The 22,580-nt window shown below is 73.7% G+C and carries 3 protein-coding genes; all 3 read right to left on the minus strand.

The window, feature by feature from the left end; genetic code table 11:
* Window positions 1-91: 91 nt before the first annotated feature.
* The 3 genes from ACZ4QV_RS12070 to ACZ4QV_RS12080 are packed head-to-tail and all read right to left on the minus strand — an operon-like array spanning window position 92 to window position 22,577.
* Complete coding sequence (locus ACZ4QV_RS12070) at window positions 92-20,311, minus strand: SDR family NAD(P)-dependent oxidoreductase (protein WP_467762837.1); 20,220 nt, start codon at window positions 20,309-20,311, stop codon at window positions 92-94.
* The gene (gene asnB, locus ACZ4QV_RS12075) at window positions 20,308-22,299 is read right to left on the minus strand and encodes an asparagine synthase (glutamine-hydrolyzing) (protein ID WP_467762838.1); all 1,992 of its coding nucleotides are present in this window, start codon (window positions 22,297-22,299) and stop codon (window positions 20,308-20,310) included. The genes ACZ4QV_RS12070 and asnB overlap by 4 nt, the downstream gene beginning before the upstream one ends.
* Window positions 22,287-22,577: an acyl carrier protein gene (locus tag ACZ4QV_RS12080; RefSeq protein WP_361147577.1), complete on the minus strand. Its 291-nt coding sequence runs from the start codon at window positions 22,575-22,577 to the stop codon at window positions 22,287-22,289. Before ACZ4QV_RS12080 ends, asnB begins: the two co-directional genes overlap by 13 nt.
* Window positions 22,578-22,580: the final 3 nt, after the last annotated feature.

Genomic DNA, 22,580 nt, shown 5'->3' on the forward strand with positions numbered 1-22,580 from the left:
ATGTGTGCCTCACGTCCGGGTACGGGTGGTGCGTCGTGCGGGTGCCGGGGCCGGCCCTGGGCGCAGGGCCGGCCCGGCGTGCCGTGCGGTGTCATCGCAGGTGCGTGGTGAGCCACTGGTGAACGGCGAGCGCGGTCGTCTCCGCGTGCTCGTCGAGCATCGAGAAGTGGTCGCCGGCCACCTCCACGCGGGCGTGTTCCAGCAGCCAGGCGGGCCTGCGGCCGTCTCCGAGCAGTTGGTCCACGGGGGTCCGCGCGGCCACGAAGAGGGTCGGTGTCGTCACCGGGCCCGGCCGCCAGCCGTCCAGCAGCTCCGCGTACCAGGCCATCGCGGTGAGCTGGTCGCCGTCCAGCGGCAGTTGGGGGAACCGGTCGAGCAGCAGGCGCGAGATCCCGGCCATCCGGTGGCACAGGGACTCGCCGGTCGGGTCCGCTCCGCCGGTCGAGCCGGGCGAGTCGAGCAGGACCAGTGCGGCCGGCGGGGCGCCCGCCGCCTCCAGGCGCCGTACGACCTCGTGGGCCGGCCAGGCCCCGGAGGAGTACGCGGCGAGGGCGAACTGCCGTCCCGCGAACCGCCGGAGCAGGGCGTCGGCCTGTGCTGCCGCCGCGTGCGCCAGGGTCTGCGGCAGCGCGTCACCGGTCCCGTAGCCGGGCTGCCCGGCGGTCCACACCTCGCGCCGGCCGCGGAGTGCGGCGGCGAACTTGACGTACTGGTACGGGCCCGTGGGGGCGATCAGGGACGGCAGGCAGACCAGCGCGGGCCGCTCCGCGCCGTCCGCCAGCCGCAGGATCTCCGGCTCGTGGCCGGTCTCGGCGGAGGTGAACCGCGGCCGGAGCCGGGCCGCCGCGGTCAGCAGTTCACTGCCCTGCTGGAGGTTGCCGGCACGCGAGGCCGCCTGGAAGAGGGCGCTGACGGAATGCGCGGCGGGAGCCGCTTCCCGGGCGGCGGCCGGCGGTTCGGCGGGGGCGGGCGCGGTGACGGGCGCGGGCGCGGTGGCCGGGTCCTCCGCCGCCGGTTCCGGCCGCAGCCCGGCGACCAGCGCGTCCACGCGGTCGGCCGAGGCGGTGAGGAAGTGGGCGCACAACTGGTCCACGGACTCGGCGTCGAACAGCAGCGTGGAGGAGACCTCGCCGAGATCCTCGCGGAGTGCGTTGGTCAGTTGCAGGACGAGGATCGAGTCCATGCCGTACGTGCTGAGCGGCTGGGCGGCGTCGATGCGCTCCGCGGGCACCCCGAGGGTCTCGGCGGCCTTGTCGCGGAGGTAGGCGGCCAGGGCCGCGGCGCGGTCGGCCTCGGTGGGGGCGGCAGGGGCGGGGGCCGGCGCGGCGGGGAGGGCCGGCTCTGTACGGACGGGTTCCGTACGGACGAACTCGGGATCGGGCACGGCCCGGTCCACCGTACGAGCCACCTCCGTCACCTCCGTCACCTCAGTCACCGGAGCCACCGGAGCCACCGGAGCCACCGGAGCCACCGGAGCCACCGACCGACGATCACCCCCCATCACCCGCTGCCGGGCGATCCCGTCGCTCTCCGCGGCGATGATCTGCTGTCCCAGCTCCCGGGCCTGCGGCAGGACGAAGACGACCTCCGGGAAACCCTCGCTGTGGAGCACGTCGCGCCAGATCTCGGGCGACAGCGCGGGCGATCCGGGGATGCGCAGCGGGGCGTCCTCGAACAGCCACCAGCCTTCCAGCAGGCCGAACGTGAGGTGGCTGAAGACGTCGAACGCCACCAGTTCGTTCAGCAGGAGCCAGCCGCCGTCGCGCAGGGCGGCCTTGGCGTTGCGCAGGGTGTTGCGGGTGTCGCGGGTGGCGTGCAGCACGTTGGCGGCGACGACCAGGTCGTAGCTGCCGGCGTCGATGCCCTGTCCGGACAGCGGCTGTTCGGCGTCGAAGCGGGTGCAGGAGAGGTAGGGCGCGTCGGGTCCGTAGGCGGTCCGTGCGTGGTTGAGGAACGCCTTGGACAGGTCGGTGTAGGTGTAGGTCTCGATGTGGTCCCGGTACGGGCGCAGCGCGGCGAACAGGCCCACGCTCGTACCGCCGGTGCCCGCGCCGATCTCCAGGATGCGCAGGCGCGCGCCCGGGTCCTGGCGCAGCCGTTGCGCGACGATGTCCACGGCGGCGCCGGCCAGTGCGCGGTTGTAGGTGTCGGCGACCCGGTTGTCGCGGTAGCAGCCCTCGACCAGTTCGACGGAGCCGCGCGGGAAGAGGATGTCGGTGGGGCGGGTCCGGCCGGTCAGGATGTCGGGCAGGGCCCGCAGGGTGGCGTCGACCAGTTCCAGTTCGGCCTTCTTGTCGGGGTCGGCGGACCAGGCGGCGCGGCGGTCGTCCCACTCGCGGAAGAGCGTGGCGAGCGGCGGGGCGGTGTCGGGCAGGACGCGCAGGGCGTGTTCGAGCCAGGTCGTGTAGCGGTCGAGGAGGCCGGCCTGCCGGCCGATCCGGCGGGCGTCGTCGCGGGTGATCTCGCCGGGGGCCGGGGTGTCCGGGCCGACGGCGCCGAGCGCTTCGAGGTGGCCGCGGAGCATACGGCCGAGCATCGGGTCACGTGCGGTGCGCCGCCAGTCGGCCACCGCGCTCAGGTTCGCGGCGTCCCCCGCCAGGTAGTCCGCCGCGCCGACGGTCACGCGGGCCGCCGGGGACCGTCCGTAGACCGTGGTGCGGAGGGTGGGGTCGACGGCTTCCAGGGCGTCGGGCCGGGTCAGCTTGGTGAAGCTGATCTGCGGCTGCGGGCCGCCGAGGAGGGTGCCGAGCGCGTCCATGGCCTCGGGCGGTTCGATCGAGGCGAAGCCCCAGCCGGTCATGCGCCGCCGGTGGTAGTCGGAGGACGCGCTGCCCAGGCTGCCCCACCAGCCCCAGTTCAGCACCTTGACCGGGCAGGTCCACTGCCGGGACAGCTGGTGGGCGTAGGCGTCGGCGAAGGTGCAGCCGGCCGCGTAGTTGCCCTGACCCGCCGCGGTCGTGAAGGACTGGACCGAGGAGAAGAACACCGCGAAGTCCAGGGGCTCGCCGTCGAACACCTCGGCCATGGCCGCGCTGACGCCGACCTTGGCGGCCAGGCTCGTCCGCAGGGCGGTCTCGTCCATCTTGGCGAAGCTCTGGTCACGCAGGACGAGGGCCGCCTGCACGACGCCGTGGATGTGCGGGTGCCGGGCCTTGATCTCGGCGTGGGCCCGGCGCAGCGCCGCCGGGTCGGCGGCGTCGGCGGAGAGGTACCGCACGTCGCCGCGGCCGCTGACGGTCCGCAGTTTGGCGTCCACCGACGCGTCGTGCGGGCTGCGGCCGATCCAGATGACGTGGGCGCCGTACCGTTCGACCAGGTGCTGGGTCCACGCGGTGCCCACGCCCCCGGCGCCGCCGATCACGACGTACACACCGCCTTCGCGGTACGGGGCGGCCGGCGCGGGACCGGCGTCGCACGGGGCCCAGCGGCGGACGAGCCACTGGCCGGCGCGCCGTGCCCAGGTGTCGCCCTGGGAGTGGGCCGGGAGCGCCGCGACGGCGGCGAGCCAGGTGTCCGGCGCCTCCTCCGGGGCGCCGGAGGGTTCGTCGAGGTCGACGCGCCGGACCGTCCAGTTGGTGTACTCGCGGCCGAGCGAGCCGAACAGGCCGTGCAGGCCCGCGTGGGCCGGGCGGATGTCCTCGGCCGTGTGGGTGGCCAGGCCGCGCCGGGTGACGAGGGTGATGCCGAGCGGGCGGGCGTCGTGGTCGGTGCGGAGCAGGGCCTTGATCATGCGGAAGGCCGCGACGACGCCGTCCTCCTGGGCGGCCACCACGGCGGCCGCGTCGGTGAGTGCGGGCGCCGTGCCGGGGGCGAGCCACAGGAGGTGGTCGACGGGCCCGGCGGCGGCGAGGAACGCGGTGACCTCGTCGAGCGGCGCGGACGGGGCCAGCGGCCAGGCCGTGGCGCGCGGGTGCCGGACGGCGACCGCGGCGCGCTCGGCGGCCGTACCGCCGACGACCAGGACCCGGCCGGTGCGGGACGGGACGGCCGCCTGCTCACCGCCGTCCGTCCCGGTGCCCGGCAGCGGCTCCCACACGGGCGCGAACAGGGACGGCAGCGGCTCCTTCACCCGGCGCGAGGTGTAGCCGGTCATCCGGACGCACACCGCCCCGTCGGTGTCGAGCAGGTCGATGTCGAGCTTGCTGAGGGCGCTCGCCGCGCCGTCGTCGGCGACGCGGACGACGGCCCACATGGAGTCCGTGCAGGGCGCGAAGAGTTCCAGCCGCTCCAGTGCGAACGGCACCACCGTCTCGCGGGACGCCTCTCCCCCGGCCAGTTGCAGGGCGATCGACGCCTGTACGGCCGAGTCCATCAGCGCCGGGTGCAGGACGTACGGCGTGGCGGGCCGGTCGGCGGTGTCGGGCATGCGCAGTTCGGCGAGGACCACGCCGTCGCCCGCGTACGCCGCGCGGACCGCGCGCAGCGACGGGCCGTGGGTGATGCCCATCGCCACCAGCGCCGCGCTGATGCGCTCGGGGGTCACCGGCGTCGGGCAGAGCGCGCGGAGCGCGGCGAGGTCGGTACGGGGCGGGCGCGGTGTGTCGGAGCGGCTGACGCGCCCTTCGGAGCAGACGGCGGGGTCGGCGGTCCCGGAGGTGACGCGGAAGGAGACGGTGTGCTCGTCCACCGGGCTGACGAGGACTTCGACCTGGGTGGGCGTGCCGTCGGCGACGAGCGGCTGGACCCAGGTGATGTCCCGTATGCGCAGCGGTGTGGTGGCGTCGGCGCCCAGGGCGTGCCGGGCCGTCTCGCGGGCCATCTCCAGGTGGGCGACGCCCGGCAGGATCCGTCGGCCGCCCACCGAGTGGTCGCGGAGGATCGGTTCCTCGCCGGTCAGGACCGTTACGGTGCGCACCGCGCCGGCCGTGCCGGGCACGGGCGACGGCGCGACGGCGGTGAGGGAATGCGGCGCGGGCGCTGCGGGCCGTGCAACGGCCGGTCGTGCCGGCGCGGGCCGGAACGCTTCGGTCCGGGCGGGCGGTGTGTCCGACGCCCAGTGGCTCTCCTTGGCGAACGGGTACGTCGGCAGGGGCACGCGCAGGTAGGCGCCGGGGGTGAACAGCGCACCGTGGTCGAGGTCGTGGCCCCGTACGTAGCGCTCGGCGAGGGACTTCAGGCCGGCCAGGGTCTCCGCGTCCGTACGGTCCGACGCGCCCTCGGTGCTGCTGCCGAGGCTCGCCGTGCCGCCGTCGGAAGCACCCGGGCCGCCCGTGAACGCGTGCGGCCCGTCGAGCCCTTCGTCCAGGATCCGCAGCAGTTCGGCACCGTCCCGTACGACACAGGCGAAGCGGTGCGCGAAGTGCTCCCGGCCGACGACGAGCGTGTGGGCGAGGTCGCCGCAGTCCGGCGACGGCTCGCGGCGGCAGTGCGCCGCCAGGCGCGTCACCTGCTCGGCCAGTTGCTCACGGGAGTGCGCGGACAGCACCACGAGATGGCCCGGGGTCCGCGGGCGGGGCCGGGAGCGCGGCACCGGCGGTGCCTCCTCGACGAGGACGTGGGCGTTGGTGCCGCTGGCGCCGAAGGAGCTGACGGCGCCGAGGCGCGGGACGCCGGGCAGCGCCTGCCACGCGTGGGTGCGGGTGCTGAGGTAGAAGGGGCTGCCGTCCAGCGGTACGGCCTCGTTCGCCTTCTCGAAGTGGAGCGAGGCGGGGATCTGCCGGTGCCGCAGCGCGAGCAGGACCTTCAGTACGCCGGCCACGCCCGCCGCGAACTGGGTGTGCCCGAGGTTGGTCTTGAGCGAACCGAGCGCGCAGTAACCGGTCTTGTCGGTGCTCGCCCGGAACGCCCGGGTCAGCGCGCCGAACTCGATGGGGTCGCCGAGCTTGGTGCCGGTGCCGTGCGCCTCGACGAGCTGGATGTGCCCGGCGTCGACACCGAAGCTGTCGTACACCTCGCGCAGCAGGCTCTCCTGCGAGACGGAACTCGGGGCGGTGATGCCGTTGGTCGCGCCGTCGTGGTTGGTGCCGCAGCCGCGGATCACGCCGTGCACGTGGTCACCGTCGGCGAGCGCGTCGTCGAGCCGCTTGAGGACCAGCACCCCGACGCCCTCGCCCGGCACGAAGCCGTCCGCGCGGTGGTCGAAGGTGTGGCAGCGCCCGGTCGGCGAGAGCATGTTGGCGCGCCCTGCCAGCTCGTACAGACGCGGTGTGGGCTGGACGAAGACGCCACCCGCCAGAGCCATTTCCGTCTCACCGGACCAGAGGTCCTTGCAGGCGAGGTCGAGGGCGACGAGCGAGCTGGAGCACGACGTGTCGACGGCGACGGCCGGGCCCTTGAGGTTGAGGAAGTACGAGACCCGGCTGGGGATGAAGGAGGCGGTGTTGCCCCAGAACGCCTGGGCGGGGGCGTCGGCGCCGATCAGCTCGGCGTAGTCGCCGTTCCAGCAGCCGACGTAGACGCCGCAGCGGCGTTCGCTCAGCTGCCGGCCCGCGTAGCCGGCGTCCTCCAGGGCCTTCCACGACTCCTCCAGCAGGAGCCGCTGCTGCGGGTCCATGGTGGCGGCCTCGACGCCCGAGATGTTGAAGAACAGCGGGTCGAACGCGTCGATACGGTCGAGGAAGCCGCCCCGGGTGCAGCGGCGCGCCGCGTCGGCGGGGTCGGGGCCGGACAGGTCCCAGCGGGTGGCCTCGGTGACGAGTTCGTCGCCGTCGACCAGGTGCTCCCAGAGGTCGTCCAGCGTGTCGGAGCCGGCGAAGCGTCCGCTCATGCCGACGACGGCGATGGGCGGCCGGGGGCCGGCGGACGCGGAACGGCCGGGCCGGGACCGCGTCCCGGCGGCGGGTACGGGGACGGATGCGGGCTCCGCGGCGGATACGGGGACGGATGCGGGCTCGGTGACGGGTACAGGAGCGGTGGCGGCCTGTTCCGGCGTGTCGGTGAACGTGATGGCGTCCCGGTGGTCGGTCAGCAGATGCGCGGTGAGGCGGTCGGCCGAGCTGTGGTCGTAGATGACGCTCGTCGACAGGTCGAGGGCGAGCGCTTCGTTGAGTTCGTGGACGAGACGGACACCGAGGATGGAGTCGACGCCGTAGTCGGCGAAGGCGAGCGCGCCGTCGATCTCGTCCTCGCCCATGACGAGGGCCCGCGCCAGCTTGTCCCGCACCACGCGGGCGACCCGCTCGTCCAGGCGCTCCGAGGGTTCCAGGTGCCCGGAGGGTTCCACCGGCACCGAGGGTTCAGCGGTCACCGGCTCGGTGGCCGACGGCGGCCCGTCGGACCGTCCGCCTCCCGCGGCCTCCTCGCGCACCGGGTCGAGATCCGCGATCCAGTAACGGTCGCGCGTGAACGGGTACGTCGGCAGCGCGATCCGCCGGGGGGTCTCCGCCCCGTGCAGTACGCGCCAGTCGAGCGGCACCCCGCCGATCCAGAGCGCGGCCAGCCGGTCCAGCTTTCCGGCCCGTACCCAGCGTTCGACCAGCAGTTCCTGGAGGTCGTCGTCGGCAGCCAGCTCCGCGAAGGCGCCTTGTGCGCTCCCGGCGGTGCCCCGGTGGGCGCCCGGCACCGTGTCCGCGCCGTCGAGGTGGGCGAGCAGGGCGCTGCGCAGGTCCCGTGCCGAGGCCGCGACCACCGCGAGGCGTTCGGTCATGGCCTCGCGCCCCGTCTGGAGGGTGAAGGCGAGGGCGGCCGGGTCGGTGTCCGTACCGCTGTCGCTGCCAAGGTGGGCCGCCAGGCGTTCGGCGGAGCGGCGCAGGTGCTCGGGGGTACGGGCCGACAGCACGAAGAGCTGGTCGCGGCCGGCCGCCGTGCTCGGCGCGGGACCGGCGCCGTACCGCTCGCCGAACTCCTCCAGGATGACGTGGGCGTTCGAGCCGCCCGCGCCGAACGAGGAGACCGCGGCGATCCGCGGGCCCCCGTCCGTCTCCCACGGTGTCAGCTCGCGCTGTACGAAGAACGGTGTCTTCTCGAAGGCGATGTTCGGGTTGGGTTCTTCGGCGTGCAGGCTCGGGACGAGCTGCCGGTGCTGGAGCTGGAGCACGGCCTTGGTGAGCCCGGCGATGCCCGCCGCGGCCTCCAGGTGGCCGATCGCCGACTTCACCGAGCCGATCGCGCAGAACTGCCGGTCCGCCGTGTCCTGTTCGAAGGCGCTGGTCAGGCCCTTGATCTCGATCGGGTCGCCCAGTTCCGTACCGGTGCCGTGCGCCTCGACGCAGCTCACGTCGCGCGCCGCGACACCGGCGCGCGCCAGGGCGTCGCGCAGCAGTTCCGCCTGGGCCCGGGGATTGGGCACCGTGTAGCCGTTGGACCGTCCGCCGTGGTTGATGCTGGTGCCCCGGACGACCGCGCGGATGTGATCGCCGTCGGCGAGGGCGCGCGAGAGCGGCTTGAGCAGGACACAGCCGACGCCTTCGCCCGGGACGAAGCCGTCGCCGCCGCTGCCGAAGCTGCGGCAGCGGGCGTCCGTGGACAGCATCGTGGAGCGGCAGAGTTCGACGTAGTCGAGCGGGTGGAGGTACAGGTTCACGCCACCGGCGACGGCCATCTCGCAGGCGCCCCGGTAGAGGTGTTCGCACGCCTCGTGGACCGCGGTGAGCGAGGCCGAGCACATCGTGTCGATGGTCAGGCTCGGCCCGCACAGGTCCAGGACGTACGACGTACGGGCGCTGAGCGAGGCGAAGGACAGCGCGGGGACGACGGTCTCCCCCGAGGGGAGGCGCCCGGCGCCGTGCCGTCCGTGGCCGGTCTTGGTGACTCCGGCGAACACGCCGACGCGCTTGCCGTGCCGGCGCGCGATCTCCTCGCGGGAGTACCCGGCGTCCTCGAACACCTGCCACGCCGCCTGGAGGAACAGCCGCTCCTGCGGGTCCATGGCGTAGGCGTCCCGCGGCGCGATCCGGAAGTGCAGCGGGTCGAACGCGGCGAAGTCGTCCAGGAAGCCGCCCCACTTGCTGTAGCTGCGTCCGGTGGCGACCGCCTTCTCACGGTCCGGCTCGAAGAAGCCGTCCAGCGGCCAGCGGTCGGCGGGTATCTCGCCGACGCAGTCCCGCCCGGCCTTCAGGTTCTCCCAGAACGCGGCGGGGTCGGCGGCCTGCGGGTAGCGGCCGCTGAGACCGATGATCGCGATGGGTTCGCGCTCCGCGGGGGCGGCGTACGGCGCGGGGGCGGCGGAGCGGAGCGCGGGAGCGGCGTTCGGCGCGGGTGTACGGTCCGCCGCCGCACCGGAGAGCGGCGCCGGGGCAGCCGTCACCGGCTCACCGGTCCAGGCACGCGCCGCCTCCGGGTGCTCGGCCGCCAGGTGACCGGCGATCGCGCGCAGGGTCGGGAACTCGTAGAAGAGCGTCGTCGGTACGTCCGCGAACACGGCGGCCAGCTCCTTGTTCAACTGGACGATCAGGATCGAGTCGAGGCCCGCCGCGCCCAGTTCCCCGTCGGCGTCCACGGCCCGCGCGGGGAGCTTGGTGACCCGGGCGAAGAGCGCGACCAGCAGGCGCAGGGTTTCGCGCGCGAGGCGCCCGTCCGCCGGGGCCGCTGCCGCTCCGGCCGCCCGTACCGGCGCCTGCGCGGCGGCGGTACGGCCCGAAGCCTCCGGCACCCGTGCCGCGTCACCGTGGTACACCCACACCTGCTCCGCGCCCAGCCGCCAGGCGCGGGTGAGCGCCGCGAGCCCGTCGGCCGTCTCCATCGGCGCCAGGCCACGGCTGCGCCACAGCCGGGCGAGCGCGCCCGCGTCGACGGTCATCCCGCCGTCCTTCCACAGCGGCCAGGCGACCGAGAGGGTGCGGCCGGCCCGCTCCCCCACCGCGACCCGCGCGTTGCGGAGCGCGGCGAACGCGTCGAGGAAGGCGTTGGCCGTGGCGTAGTCCGCCTGGCCCGGGTTGCCGGTGATCGCGGCGCCCGAGGAGAAGGTGAGGAAGAAGTCGAGCGGGTCGTGCCGGGTGGCCCGGTCGAGGTGGACCAGACCGTCGGTCTTCGGCGCGAGCACCTCCGCCCAGTCCTCGGCCGTCTTGCCGGTGAGCGAGGCGTCGCGCAGGACGCCGGCGGCGTGCACGACCCCGGAGAGTTCACCGGCGTGCTCCCGGACCCGGACGAGGAGGTGGCGTACCTCCTCCCAGCGCGAGACGTCCGCGCACTCGTAGCGGGCGACGGCACCCGTGGCGCGCAGTTCGCCCAGGAGCGCTTCGATACGGGCGTCCTGCGGCGACCTGCCGACGAGGACCAGCACCGGACGTTCGACGTCCCGTGCGATGCGGCGGGCCACGGCCGCGCCGATACCGCCCGCGCCGCCGGTGATCAGGTATCCGCCGCCCGCGCGCCACGGCAGGTCCGCGGCGTCCGCCGGGGGCGCTGCCGGGTGCCAGGCACGTACGGAACGCTCGGCGCCCTCGTGGCGAATCAGGTCGGCGTCCGTGTCGCGGGCGTCCGCCACGACGGCGGCGGCCACGGCGTCCTCCGTTCGGGCGCCCTGGAAGGCGATCAACTGGGCTGTCAGAGAGGCACATTCGAGTGAGGCGGTGCGGAGCAGCCCGGCGAGAGCCAGGGTGACCGCCTCGTCGCCGTCCGCCGGTGTCACGACCTGGACGAGGGTGGTGCTGCCGCCGGGCGCGTCGGCGGCGACGTCCCGGACCCTCTCGAAGACCTGCTGTGACACGTCCCTGAAGCGGCTGTCCAAGCGCTGCTTGGCCGACTCGACGGTCAAGCAGCGCACACCGGGCACGCTGCGCTCGACCGCTCCGCGCGCGGAGGTGAGCGCGCCGCACAGGATCACGACGCGGTGGTCGGCGGTGCTGCCGGCGTCGGTGCTCGGCGGCACGGGCCGTGGGGTCCACCGCGGCGTCAGCAGTGTCGTACCGATCGCCGGACTGTGGTCGGCCGCGCTTTCGGATGCGGCCTCGGGTGCGTCCTCGGCGCGCGTGCCGGGAATCCAGTAGCGCCCGCGGGCGAACGGGTACGTGGGCAGGTGGGCCCGCTTCGGTACGCGCGGCCCGTACAGCGCGCGCCAGTCGACGGCCGCCCCCTCGGTCCAGCGCGCCAGCACCTGACTGCGGGCCGCCTCGCCCTCCGGCCGTTCTCCGCCGGTGACGAACGCGCGCAGCTTGCCGATGAGTTCCGCGCGCGAGCGGACCACCCAGCCCACCCGCTCGGCCATCGCCTGGCGTCCCGCCTGGAGGGTCCAGGCGACCGAACGGAGGGCGGCCGGCTCGGGGCCTTCGAGGTACGCGAGGAGGTTTCCCGCCGCCTCGGTCAGCTGCTGCGGCGTCCGTGCCGAGAGGGGCACGATCACGTCAGTGTTATCGGTGGTGTCGGTGGCGTCCACTGTCTCGCTGGCCTCCGGGGCCTCGGTACCGGCATCGTCCTGCACGTATTCCTCCACCACGACATGGCAGTTGGCGCCGCCGAAGCCGAAGCTGCTCACGCCCGCGCGCCGGGGCGCGGACCGGCCGTCCGCCGTGCGCGGGCGCGGCCACGGCTCGTTCTCGCGCACGATCCGGAACGGGCCGCCGTCGAGTTCGATGTACGGGTTGATCTCGCGGCAGTGCAGCGTCGCCGGAAGGACGCCGTGCCGCAGGGCGAGGACGACCTTCAGGAGCCCCGCGATGCCGGCGGCCGCCTCCAGGTGCCCGATGTTCGTCTTGACCGACCCGAGTCCGCAGGCGGCCCGGCCGGTGGCGCCGAGCCGGCGGAACGCGGTGTGCAAGGCCCGTACCTCGACGGGGTCGCCCAGTGCGGTGCCCGTGCCGTGCGCCTCGATGTAGCCGACCGTGTCGGGGTCGGTGCCGCGCATCGCCGTGGTGACCAGTTCGGCCTGGGCGTCGGCGTTCGGCGCGGTCAGCGAGTTGGCCCGGCCGCCGTGGTTCTCCGCGCTGCCGCGCAGCACGGCGAGGATCGCGTCCCCGTCCCGTTCGGCCGCGGCCAGCGGCTTGAGCACCACGGCACCGACGCCCTCGCCGCGCACGTACCCGTCCGCGTCGCTCGCGAAGGTCTTGCACCGGCCGTCCGGGCTCAGCATCCCGGCGCGGTGCGCGCTGACGAAGGTGTCCACGCTGAGCAGCAGGTTGACGCCGCCGGCCACGGCCGCCTCGCACGCGCCCGACCGGATGGCCTCGACGGCCCGGTGGACGGCGACCAGCGAGCTGGAGCAGGCGGTGTCGACCGGCTCGCTGGGACCGCGCAGGTCCAGCACGTACGAGATGCGGTTGGCGAGCATCGAGTGCGCGTTGCCGGTCGAGGTGAACGCGTCCGGCTCCACCCCGTACGTCGTGAGCAGCGTCGCGTAGTCGGTACCCGAGACACCGAGGAACAGGCCGGTGTTCCGGGGCAGGTCGGCGGGCGTGTACCCGCTGTCCTCCAGCGCGCTCCAGACCGTTTCGAGGGCGAGGCGGTGCTGCGGGTCCATCAGCTCCGCCTCGCGCGGGTAGACGCGGAAGAACTCCGCGTCGAAGGCGTCCACGTCGTCCAGGACACCGGCGTGCCGGGGGAAGTCGGCGGCCTCGGCGACGCGCCGGTACGTCGCGTCGTAGCGGTCCAGGGGGAAGGCGGTGACCGAGTCCCGGCCCGCGACGAGGTTGGACCAGTAGGTGTCGAGGTCGGGCGCGCCGGGGAAGCGGCCCGCGGCGCCGACGACGGCGATGGGCTGTGCCGGGTCCGCCGGTGGCGCGGGGGCGGGGGCCGGTACGGCCGCGGGGGCCGGTGCGGTGCGTGCGGAGGCCGTCGGCTCAGGGGTGGCGGTGGCCGCCGGGGCGGCCCCCGCGCCCGCGCTCCCCGACCGCTCGTACGCGGCCCGCACGGGCTCCCCGTACTCCGCGACGAGGTGCCGGGCCAGCGCGTCGAAGGTGTTCACGTCGAAGAACGCGGCGGGCGTCACCTCGGCGCCGAACCGTTCCCCGATGAGCCGGGCGAAGGTGACGAAGGAGATCGAGTCGAAGCCGAAGGCGTCGAAGCCGGTGTGGGCGTCGAGTTCGGCGGGCTCGTACTTGAGGATGCCGGACGCCAGGGTCCGCAGCTCGGCGACGGCGAACGCGGTGAGGCCGTCGCCGGGGGCCACGGGTTGCGGGCGCGCGACGCGCTGCCGCTCGCGTGGTTCGTGCGGCACGTCGTCACGTACGCCGTCGTCGTCGCACCCGACTCCCCCGCACTCCGCAAGCACCTCGCCGCTGCCGTCCAGCAGCCGGACGGTGCCCTGGAACGGCCGGTCACCGGCGGACGCGGGGTCCGGCACGAGGACGACGTGCGCCACCTCGCCGTCATCCGCCGCGCCGAAGACGCGCACTTCCGCGATCCGGTGCGGCCGTGTCTCCCGCCAGTGCGGCAGGCCGCGGTGCTTCGCGTCCAGCCGCAGGCCCTGGGCGACGGCCGCGAGGACGTGCGGGGCGATGGTGACGTTGCGCCGTACGGTGTCGCGCCGCAGTTCCGGCACGGTGACGTCCAGGACGAGCCGTCCGTCGGGCAGCCAGTACGCGCCCGCGACCCCGGAGAGCAGCGCCGGGTGGACGATTCCGCCCTCGGCGAGCTCCGCCCGGACCTCGTCGGCCCCGAGCGCGCGGACCGCGCTGTCGCGCAGGCCGGCGGGGGACGTACCGCGCTCGGAGCGCCGGGCGTTCGGGCCTGCCTCGTGCGCGTCGTACACCTCGAAGGCGGCGACGAGCGTACGGGGGCCCGACGCGCCCTGCGCGAACACCGCGCCGGTCGCCGCGCCTTCGCCCGCGGGCTCGATCACCGTCGTGACCAGCCGCTCGGTGGTGTCCCAGGCGACCGGGGCGGGCAGCCGCAGGCCGCGCACCACGGGGTCGGCCGTGAAACCGGAGACCTTCGCCGCGGCGAGCGCCAGGTCGACGGCGAAGGTGGGGACGACGCGGGGTTCCTTGTCCTGCTGGTAGCCGTAGTCGCCGAGGTCGTCCAGGTGCACGTCGAGGCCGTACCGCAGGCCGTCGAGGTCGGACTCGTTGCGGCCGAGGAACGGGTGGAGCTTGTCGCGCAGGGCGAGCGGCGCGAGGACGGACGGCGCGCCGTCCTCCTGCGGCACCCAGCACCGCACCCGCTCGAACGGGTAGGCGGGCAGCGGGACCCGCCGCAGCCGGCGCGGTCCGGTCAGCCGGGCCCAGTCGACGCTCTTGCCGCTGGTCCAGGTCACGGCCAGTTCGCGGGCCTCAGCGGCACGCGGATCGTCGCTCGCCAGGGCCGCGTCGAGGTCGTCCTCCCCCGCGAGCCGGCGTTCGACGGCCCGCAGGGCTTCTTGGACGTCCTTGGCGAAGAAGGCCCAGCGGCGGGGCAGTTCGTTCTTGCCGACGCGCAAGGTGTGGGCGATCGACGGCAGGTCGGCCGGGTCGGCCTGTTCCAGATACGTGCGGAAGCGGACGAGGGACGACTCCAGCGCGGTGTCGGTCATCGCGGAGAAGACGAAGAGTTCGTCGCGGCCGTCGGTGGCGGCGTACGGGCGCGCGGCGGCGTCCGGGACGTACTCCTCGATGATGATGTGCGAGTTCATGCCGCCCGCGCCGATGGAGGTGAGCCCGGCGCGCCGCGGGTGGACGACGGTGCGTCCGCCGTCCTCGGTGACCGCCGGTTCCCAGGGGGCGAGTTCGCGCTGTACGCGGAAGGGCGTGCCGGAGAAGTCGATGTCGGGATTGAGTTCCGCGCTGTGCAGGGACGGGACGAGGGTGCGCTTGTCAAGCTGGAGGAGGACCTTCGCCAGGCCGACCATGCCGGCCGCGTGCAGCAGATGCCCCATGTTGGACTTGACCGAGCCGAGGGCGCAGAACCCGGAGTCCTCCGTGTGCTTGCGGAAGGCGGTGGTCAGCGCCTTGACCTCGATGGGGTCGCCGAGCGACGTCCCCGAGCCGTGCCCTTCGACGTAGCTGACCGTGCGGGCGTCGATCCCCGCGTCCTGGACCGCCTTGTCGATCGCGCGGGCCTGGGCGTGCGGGCTGGGGACGGTGAAGCCGTTGCGGGCGCCCGCGTTGGACAGGGCGGTGCCCTTGATGACGCCGTACACGTGGTCGCCGTCGCGTTCGGCGTCGACGAGCGGTTTGAGGACGACGGCGCCGACGCCCTCGCCGAGGATCGTGCCGTCCGCGCCGAGCCCGAAGCTGCGGATCACGTCGGAGGTGGCGGTGGTGAAGTGCTCGTGCGAGGAGGTGACGAGGTTGTAGGGGTGCAGGAGCAGGTTGACGCCGCCGGCCACGGCCATCCGGCACTCGCCGGCGCGCAGCATCTGGACGGCCTGGTGCACGCAGGTGGACGAGCCGGAGCACATCGTGTCGAGGAAGATCGACGGGCCGGTGAACCCGTAGAAGTACGACAGCATGTTGGGCAGCGTCCCGGTGTAGCTGCCGCTGGCGGGTGAGCCGCGCAGCAGGCTGTTCTGGAAGCCGTGCAGCCCGTAGTGGTTGCTCATGGCGCCGACGAGCACGCCCACGTCGCCGTCGTACTGCCGTTGGAGGGTCTCGCGGGAGTACCCGGCGTCCTCCAGGGCTTCCACGCCGGTCTGGAGGAAGAGGCGCACCTCCGGGGACATCAGTTCCGCGTCGCGCTTGGAGATGCGGAAGTAGCGCGGGTCGAACCGGTCGATGTCGCGGAGGAAGGTGCCGGTGCGGATGGCGCTCTTGCCGGGGACGCCGCGGTCGGGGCTGTAGATCGCGTCGTGGTCCCAGCGGTCGCGCGGGACCTCTTCGAAGGTGTGGCGGCCTTCTTCGAGGAGCGTCCACAGCTCGTCGAGCGTGTCCGCGCCCGGGTAGGTGCCCGAGATGCCGATGACGGCGATGTCGTGGCGGTCGTGGCGGTCGTCGCGGTCATCACCGTCGTCGCGGGCGTCGCGCGCGGGTGCGGCGGGCCGGGCGGGGCCGGTACGGGCCGGTGCGGTACGCGCTCGGGCCGTACGGGCGAACCGTGCTCGCGGGGCGGGCGGTTCGCCGGCCGGTGTCGCTTGCGTGTCGTCGCCGCCCTCCGGCCCCTCCGCCGCTCCCAGTACGGCCAGCAGCTTGTCGCGGTGCGTTCCGGCGAAGTACTCGGCGACCCCTTCGATCGTGAGGTACTCGAAGAAGATCGTTTTCGGTAGCTGGCCGAAGAGCGCTTCGAGGCGCGCGGTCATCTCCAGGATGCTGAGCGAGTCGATCCCGTACTCGACGAGGTTGACCGACGCGTCCATCGCGGCCGGATCGTGGTGCAGCACCTCGCCCAGGTGGTGCTTGAGCAGGTCGGCCGCACGCTCCAGAAGTTCACCGTCGCCCAGCTCAGGAGCGGTCGCGGGCTCACCGGACGTGCCGGACCCCCCGGACGAGCCGGACGTGCCCGGCACCGCACCGGCGGCGGGCAGGCGGCGCTCAAGGCCGACGGTGGCGTCCGCCCCGAAGGCCACGACGACATGGCCGGGGGCGTCGTCGTCCAGGACGCGGCCCAGGACACGCAGCCCGTCCTCGGTCGGCAGGGGTTCCCAGCCGCGTTCCGCCCGCATCGTCGCGCGCGTCACGGCGTCGGCCGTCATGCCACCGTCGGCCCACAGGGGCCAGCTCACGGCGGCGGTGCGACCGGAGCGTTCCCCGACGCCGACGAGGGCCTGGCGGTGCTGCGCGAAGGCGTCCAGGAAGGCGTTGGCCGCGGCGTAGTCGGCCTGCCCGGAGTTCCCGTACACGCCTGCCACGGAGGAGAAGACGACGAAGAAGTCGAGCGCGAGGTCACGGGTCGCGGCGTCGAGGTGCAGCGCGCCGCGTACCTTGGGCGCCGTCACCAGGGGGACGTCGGCGGTGTCCTTGTGCAGCAGGTACCCGTCGCGCAGGACGCCCGCGGCGTGCACGACGCCGTCGAGCCGGCCGTGCTCGCCGGTGATGGTGCGGACGGCGCGCTCCACGTCGTCCTTGCGGGCGATGTCGGCGGCCACGTAGTGCGCGTCCACACCGGCTTCGCGGAGCGCGGCGAGAGTGGCGCCGCCCGTTTCCGGGAGTTCCGTCCTGCCGCTCAGGACGACGGTGACGCCGGGGCAGCGCGCGAAGTACCGCGCCAGGTGCTGTCCGAGCCCGCCGAGGCCGCCCGTCACCCAGTAGACGCCGCCTTCCTTCAGCGGCGGCACGCGCGGCCCGTCGCCGAGCGCGACGTCCACGGGACGCCACTCCTGGCGGGTGGCGGCACCGTCCTCGGGGCGCCGGAGTTCGCAGGCGTCGTACGGGTCGGCACCCTCCTCGGCGAGGAGTCGGGCGATCCGCTCGGGCGTGGCGGTGTCGAGTCCGGCGACGCGTACCAGGCGCCCGCCGACGAGCGGATTCTCCAGAGCGGCGGTCCGGAAGAGGCCGGTGAGCGGCGCGTGGAAGTGCCGGGGCACCCGGTCGTCCACGAGGACGACGAAGCGGTGGGCCCGGTCCGGCCTGGCGCCGAGCACGTCCCGCAGCCGTCCGACGAGGAGCCCGAGCACGGCGTCCACGCCGTCGGCGACCCGGTCGGCGGTGACGGCGGGCAGCGCGGTCACGGGGATTCCGGCGGCGTCCGCGGCCGCGGCGGCGTGGCCGGCGGCCCGTCCCGCGAGGAAGCCGTGCACCGTGGTGGTGCCGGGCCCGTCCGTGGCGGGCGGCGCGTCCACCCAGCGGCAGGTGCCCGCGACGACACGCGGCGCGGCGCTGCCGGCGGCCGGGGCGCCGGGCTGCGCGGACGCGTCTTCGGCCGGCGCGGCGCGCTGCACCAGTCCCCGCAGGCGTGCGCCGACGACGCCCTCGGCGTCGCACAGGTCGATGTCGAAGGTGTCGGCGCCGCCGCTGTCGCCGCTGCGCCGTACCCAGGCCCAGGTGCCGGAGGTGCAGGGCCGGTGGATGTCCACCTGGTCCAGCGTGAAGGGCAGCGCCGGCCCTGCGGCCGGGCCGGACGCGGTGTGCGCCATCAGGACCAGGGTGGCCTGGAGGGCAGCGTCCAGGACGCTGGGCGGCAGGACGTGTCCGGTGCCCTCGTCGCCGGAGCGCGGCTGTTCGATCCGGACGAGGAGTTCCGAGTCGCCCAGCCGGAGTTCGGTCATGCCGCGCATCGCGGGGCCGTACTGGAGTCCCTGCTCACGCAGTGCGACGTACGCGTCGGCGGGCTCGTGCGGGGTCGGGCAGGCCGCGCGCAGCGCGTCGAGGTCGAGGGCCGGCGGCTCCTCGGGGGCGTCCGTCTCGGCGGTGCCCCAGCAGTGGACGACGGCCGTCGGATCGAGTGCCGAGGGACCTGTGTACACCGTGAGCGAGACGGCGCCGTCGTCGTCCTCCCCGGGGAAGAGTCCCACCTGCACCTCGGCGGGGGCGTCGGCCACGATCAGCGGCCGCAGCCACGCGATGTCGCGCAGGCGGACGGCCGGGCTCGGGCCGTCGCCGTGTCCCACGGCCGCCACCACCGCGGCACGGAGCATCTCCACGTACGCGGCGGCGGGCAGCACGCGGGCGCCGCGTACCTGGTGGGAGGCGAGGAAGGGCTCGTCGCCCGTGAAGGCGGAGGTGTAGCGCTGTTCGGAGAGGCTGGAGGTGTTGCGGTGGAGGAGCGGGTGCAGCGCTGTGCCCGTCCCGGGGTCCGGCGCGCTGCCCGCCGTGGGGGCGCGGAACCAGTGGCGTTCGCGGGCGAACGGGTAGACGGGCAGCCGTACGCGGCGCGGGCGGGCGTTCTCGTCCTGCGTGGCGTACTTCGCCGCCCAGTCCTCGTCGGGGCCGCCTTCGGCCCAGCGCGTCGCGGCCTCCAGGAGCCCGGCCGCGTCGTCGGCCGCCGTCCCGGCGCCGGTGTGCACGGCGGAGTCCGCGAGTGTGCCGTCCAGGAAGGCGCCGAGGGACGCGGCCAGTTCGGCGCGGTCGCTCACGAGGAACGCGACGCGTGCGGCCATCGGTTCGCGGCCGGTCTGGAGGGTGTACGCGATGTCGGCGAGCCGCTGTACGGGCCGCAGCCCGGCGGTGGGGCCGTCCCCGTCCTCCGACGCGCGCAGATGGCCGAGGAGGGCGCTGGCGACGGCGCGCAGCCGGTCGGGGGTCTTCGCGGAGAGCGGTACGAGGTGCGGGCCGCCGGGCTCGGCGGCCGGCGCGTCGTCGGCCGCCGGCCGGTGCTCCTCCAGCACCACGTGCGCGTTGGTGCCGCCGAAGCCGAAGGAGCTGACGCCCGCGCGGCGCGGCGCCGCGCTGCCGTCGGGCGCGGGCGGCGGCGCGTCCCAGTGCTGGGTGTCGCGCACGATGCGGAACGGGCTGCCGTCGAGCTTGACCAGCTTGTTCTGCCGCGTGAAGTTGACCGTCGCGGGCAGCGTCCGGCAGGCGAGGGCGCCGATCACCTTGACCATCCCGGCGACGCCCGCGGCGCCTTCGAGGTGCCCGATGTTGGTCTTGACCGACCCGATGCCGCAGCTCTCCGGCCGCGGCTCGGTGCCGTACGCGGTGTGCAGGGCGCGGAACGCCCGCTTGAGCGCGACCACTTCGATCGGGTCGCCGACCGGGGTGCCCGGCCCGTGCGCCTCGATGTACGTCACCGAGTCGGGGCGGATGCCGGCGCTCGTGTAGAGCCCTTCGACCAGATCCGCCTGCGCGGCCGGGTTGGTGACGGTCAGGGAGCTGGTCCGCCCGCCGTGGTTGGTGGCGATGCCCTTGATCACGGCGTGCACCTGGTCGCCGTCCGCCATCGCCCGCGCGAGGGGCTTCAGCACGAGGACCGCGCCGCCCTCGCCCCGTACGTACCCGTCGGCGTCCTGGTCGAAGGCGCGCGAGCGGCCGGTGCGCGAGAGCATGCCGGCCTGGCTGAAGGCGACGAAGTGCTTCGGCGACCAGACCAGGTTGACGCCGCCGGCCAGTGCGAGGCCGCACTCGCCGTTGCGCAGCGCGGTGACCGCTTCGTAGACCGAGACCAGCGAGCTGGAGCACGCGGTGTCGTTGGTGATGCTCGGGCCCTGGAAGTCGAAGAAGTACGAGACGCGGTTGGCGATGACGGAATACGCGGTACCGGTGGGGAAGTACACGTCGGTGGGCGCCTTTTCGCGCTCCATGAGTTCCGCGTAGTCGGCGTGGCAGACGCCCATGAAGACACCGGTCCGGGTGCCCGCGAAGGCGCTCGCCCGGTATCCGGCGTCCTCGATCGCCTGCCAGGAGAGTTCCAGCGCGAACCGCTGCTGCGGGTCCATGCTCTCGGCTTCCCGCGGCGAGATGCTGAAGAACGACGCGTCGAAGCGGTCGGCGTGCTCGATGAAGCCGCCCCAGACGCTGCTCGTGCGGTCGGTGCCGCTCTTCGGCTCGCCGAAATAGCGCTCTTTGGACCAGCGTTCGGGCGGCACCTCGGATATCAGCGACCGGCCCTCGACGAGATGGCCGAACAGCTCCGGCAGGTTCTCGGAGCCGGGAAAGCGGAGGGCGAGGCCGATGACCGCCACGTCGTCCGGGTGCGGGGCCTGCGGATCGCTCATCGGGTTCCTCCGGCGCTCAGCCGCGCCCGGCGGTGGTCCACGGTCGTACGCAAGATGAGCCCGGCTTCGGATGGGTTACCCATATACCTTTCCCGGTCGAGGACGAACTGCTGGTGGAGGACCGCGGTCGAGAGCAGGTAGACGAACGCCTGGTCCTCTTTGGTGCTGATCTGCTCGTCAGGGGTGGTCATGATCTTGTTGACGAGTTTTCTCGCGAAGACGGGATCGACCCAGTCGAGATTGGCCAGCTCCGCGTCGGAGAGCAGCAGGTCCAGATAGTCGGGACGCTGCTTCTTGAACACGGCGGCACCCGGCGCGCGATAGGGCTGTTTGGGGCGGGTCAGGCTCGATTCCGGCAGTTCACCGCGGAACGCCTTCTTGAGGATCGCCTTCTCCTCGAATCCGTCGTCGAAGCGCAGATTCACCGAGGCGGCCGCTCGGACGACGGCGGGATCGAGGAACGGACAGCGGTTCTCGACGCTGTGGGCCAGACTCATGCGCTCCCCCTGCGTCGAAAGGAGATAGCCGGCCAGCAGCGTCTTGTATTCGAGCCACTGCGCCTTCTGCACCGGCGACAGGGCCGCGAATCCGGGGTCCGCGCGCACCATGGCGAGGAGATCCGCGAACGGTTCGTCGCGTTCCTTCAGGAGCCGTACGGCGAAACGGCCGTTCTGGTAGCGGAGTTCGTGGGAGAACAGCCCCGGCAGGCTTTCGGTGGCGAACTGGCGGAACAGGCCCGTGAGATGGGTGCGGTGCGCGGGGCCGAAATGCTCCAGCTCCGGGTAGAGGCCCGCGAGCCTGCGCTGCCTCTCGTCCTCGTCCAGGTCGTCCCAGGACGCGCGCAGCAGCGTCTCACGGAACAGCGAATACCCCAGGAACGCCTCGTCGGCCCCCTCGCCGCTGAGGACCGTCTTGATCCCGGCGTCCCGTACGTGGCGCGACAGCAGGTACATCGGCACGAAGGCGGTACGGAAGGCGGGGACCTCGGCGTGGTACACCGCCGACTCGAACCCCTCGGCGATGTCCGCGCCGGAGACGGAGATGGCGGAGTGCCGGGTCCCGAGGTGGCCGGCCACCACCCGCTGGCTGTCCGACTCGTCGAACGACGCCTCCTCGAACTGGACGGAGAAGGTGCGCACCTGGTGCGGCGAGAGATCGGTGGCCAGCTTGGTGACGATGGAGGAGTCGAGGCCGCCGCTGAGGTAGACGCCGACCTCGACGTCGCTGCGCAGGCGCAGTTCGACGCTGGTGCGCAGCGCCTCCCGGACGTGGGCGGCCGCCTCGGCCTCCGTCCCGGTGAACGCCGGTGCGTCGACCCGCAGTTCCTCGTACGTGCGCAGGCTGCGGCGGTCCCCGCGTACGGTCAGCACGCCGCCGACCGGTAGCTGGCGGATGCCCTGGAACGGGGTGCGGTCGGGCAGCGGGGTCCACAGGGCGTAGACGGAGGCCAGCTCGCGCGGGTCGAGGGTGAATCCGAAGCCCGGGAACGCGCGGAACGCCTTCATCTCCGACGCGAAGAGGAAGGCGTCGCCGTGGTCGGTGTAGAACAGCGGGCGCTTGCCGTACCGGTCGCGGGCGAGGACCAGGTCGCCGGAGTGCGCGTCACGGATCGCGAGCGCGAAGGCGCCGTTGAAGCGCGGCAGGCACGCCTCGCCCCACTGGATCCACGCCTGGAGCACCACTTCGGTGTCGGAGTCGGTGCGGAACGGCCGGCCGAGCCGGCGCAGCTCCTCGCGCAGTTCGATGTGGTTGTACAGTTCACCGTTGAAGCAGATCCAGTACCGTTCGCCGGGGTCCGCCATGGGCTGCGCGCCGGTGGCGAGCCCGACGATCGACAGGCGTACCGCGCCCATCGTGACGCCGTCGTCGAGGTAGTACCCCGCCTCGTCCGGCCCCCGGTGCCGGATGTGCGCCAGCATCGAGGTGATGACCCCGGGCGCCTCGTCGGCCGGGAGCGCCGGGGCGATGAAGCCGGCTAGTCCGCACACGGTGCGCCTCCTTGTCCGGCACCCGCTCGGGCGCGTTTTTCGGCCATCTCCGCGACGAAGGCGTCGAGGTCCGCGAGCGAGACGAAGACGTTCGCGAGGAGATCGTCGTCGGAGATCCGCAGGGCGAACTCGTCCTCGATGAAGGACATGAGCTGGATGTAGCCGAAGGAGTCGATGACTCCCGCCTTGAAGAGGTCCGTCTCGGGCGTCACCTCACCGCCGAACTCGACGAGGAAGCGCTCCTCGATGAATTGCTGGATCTTCTGTGTTCTGTCCATGCC

The sequence above is a fragment of the Streptomyces sp. NPDC026394 genome (genome assembly GCF_055567735.1).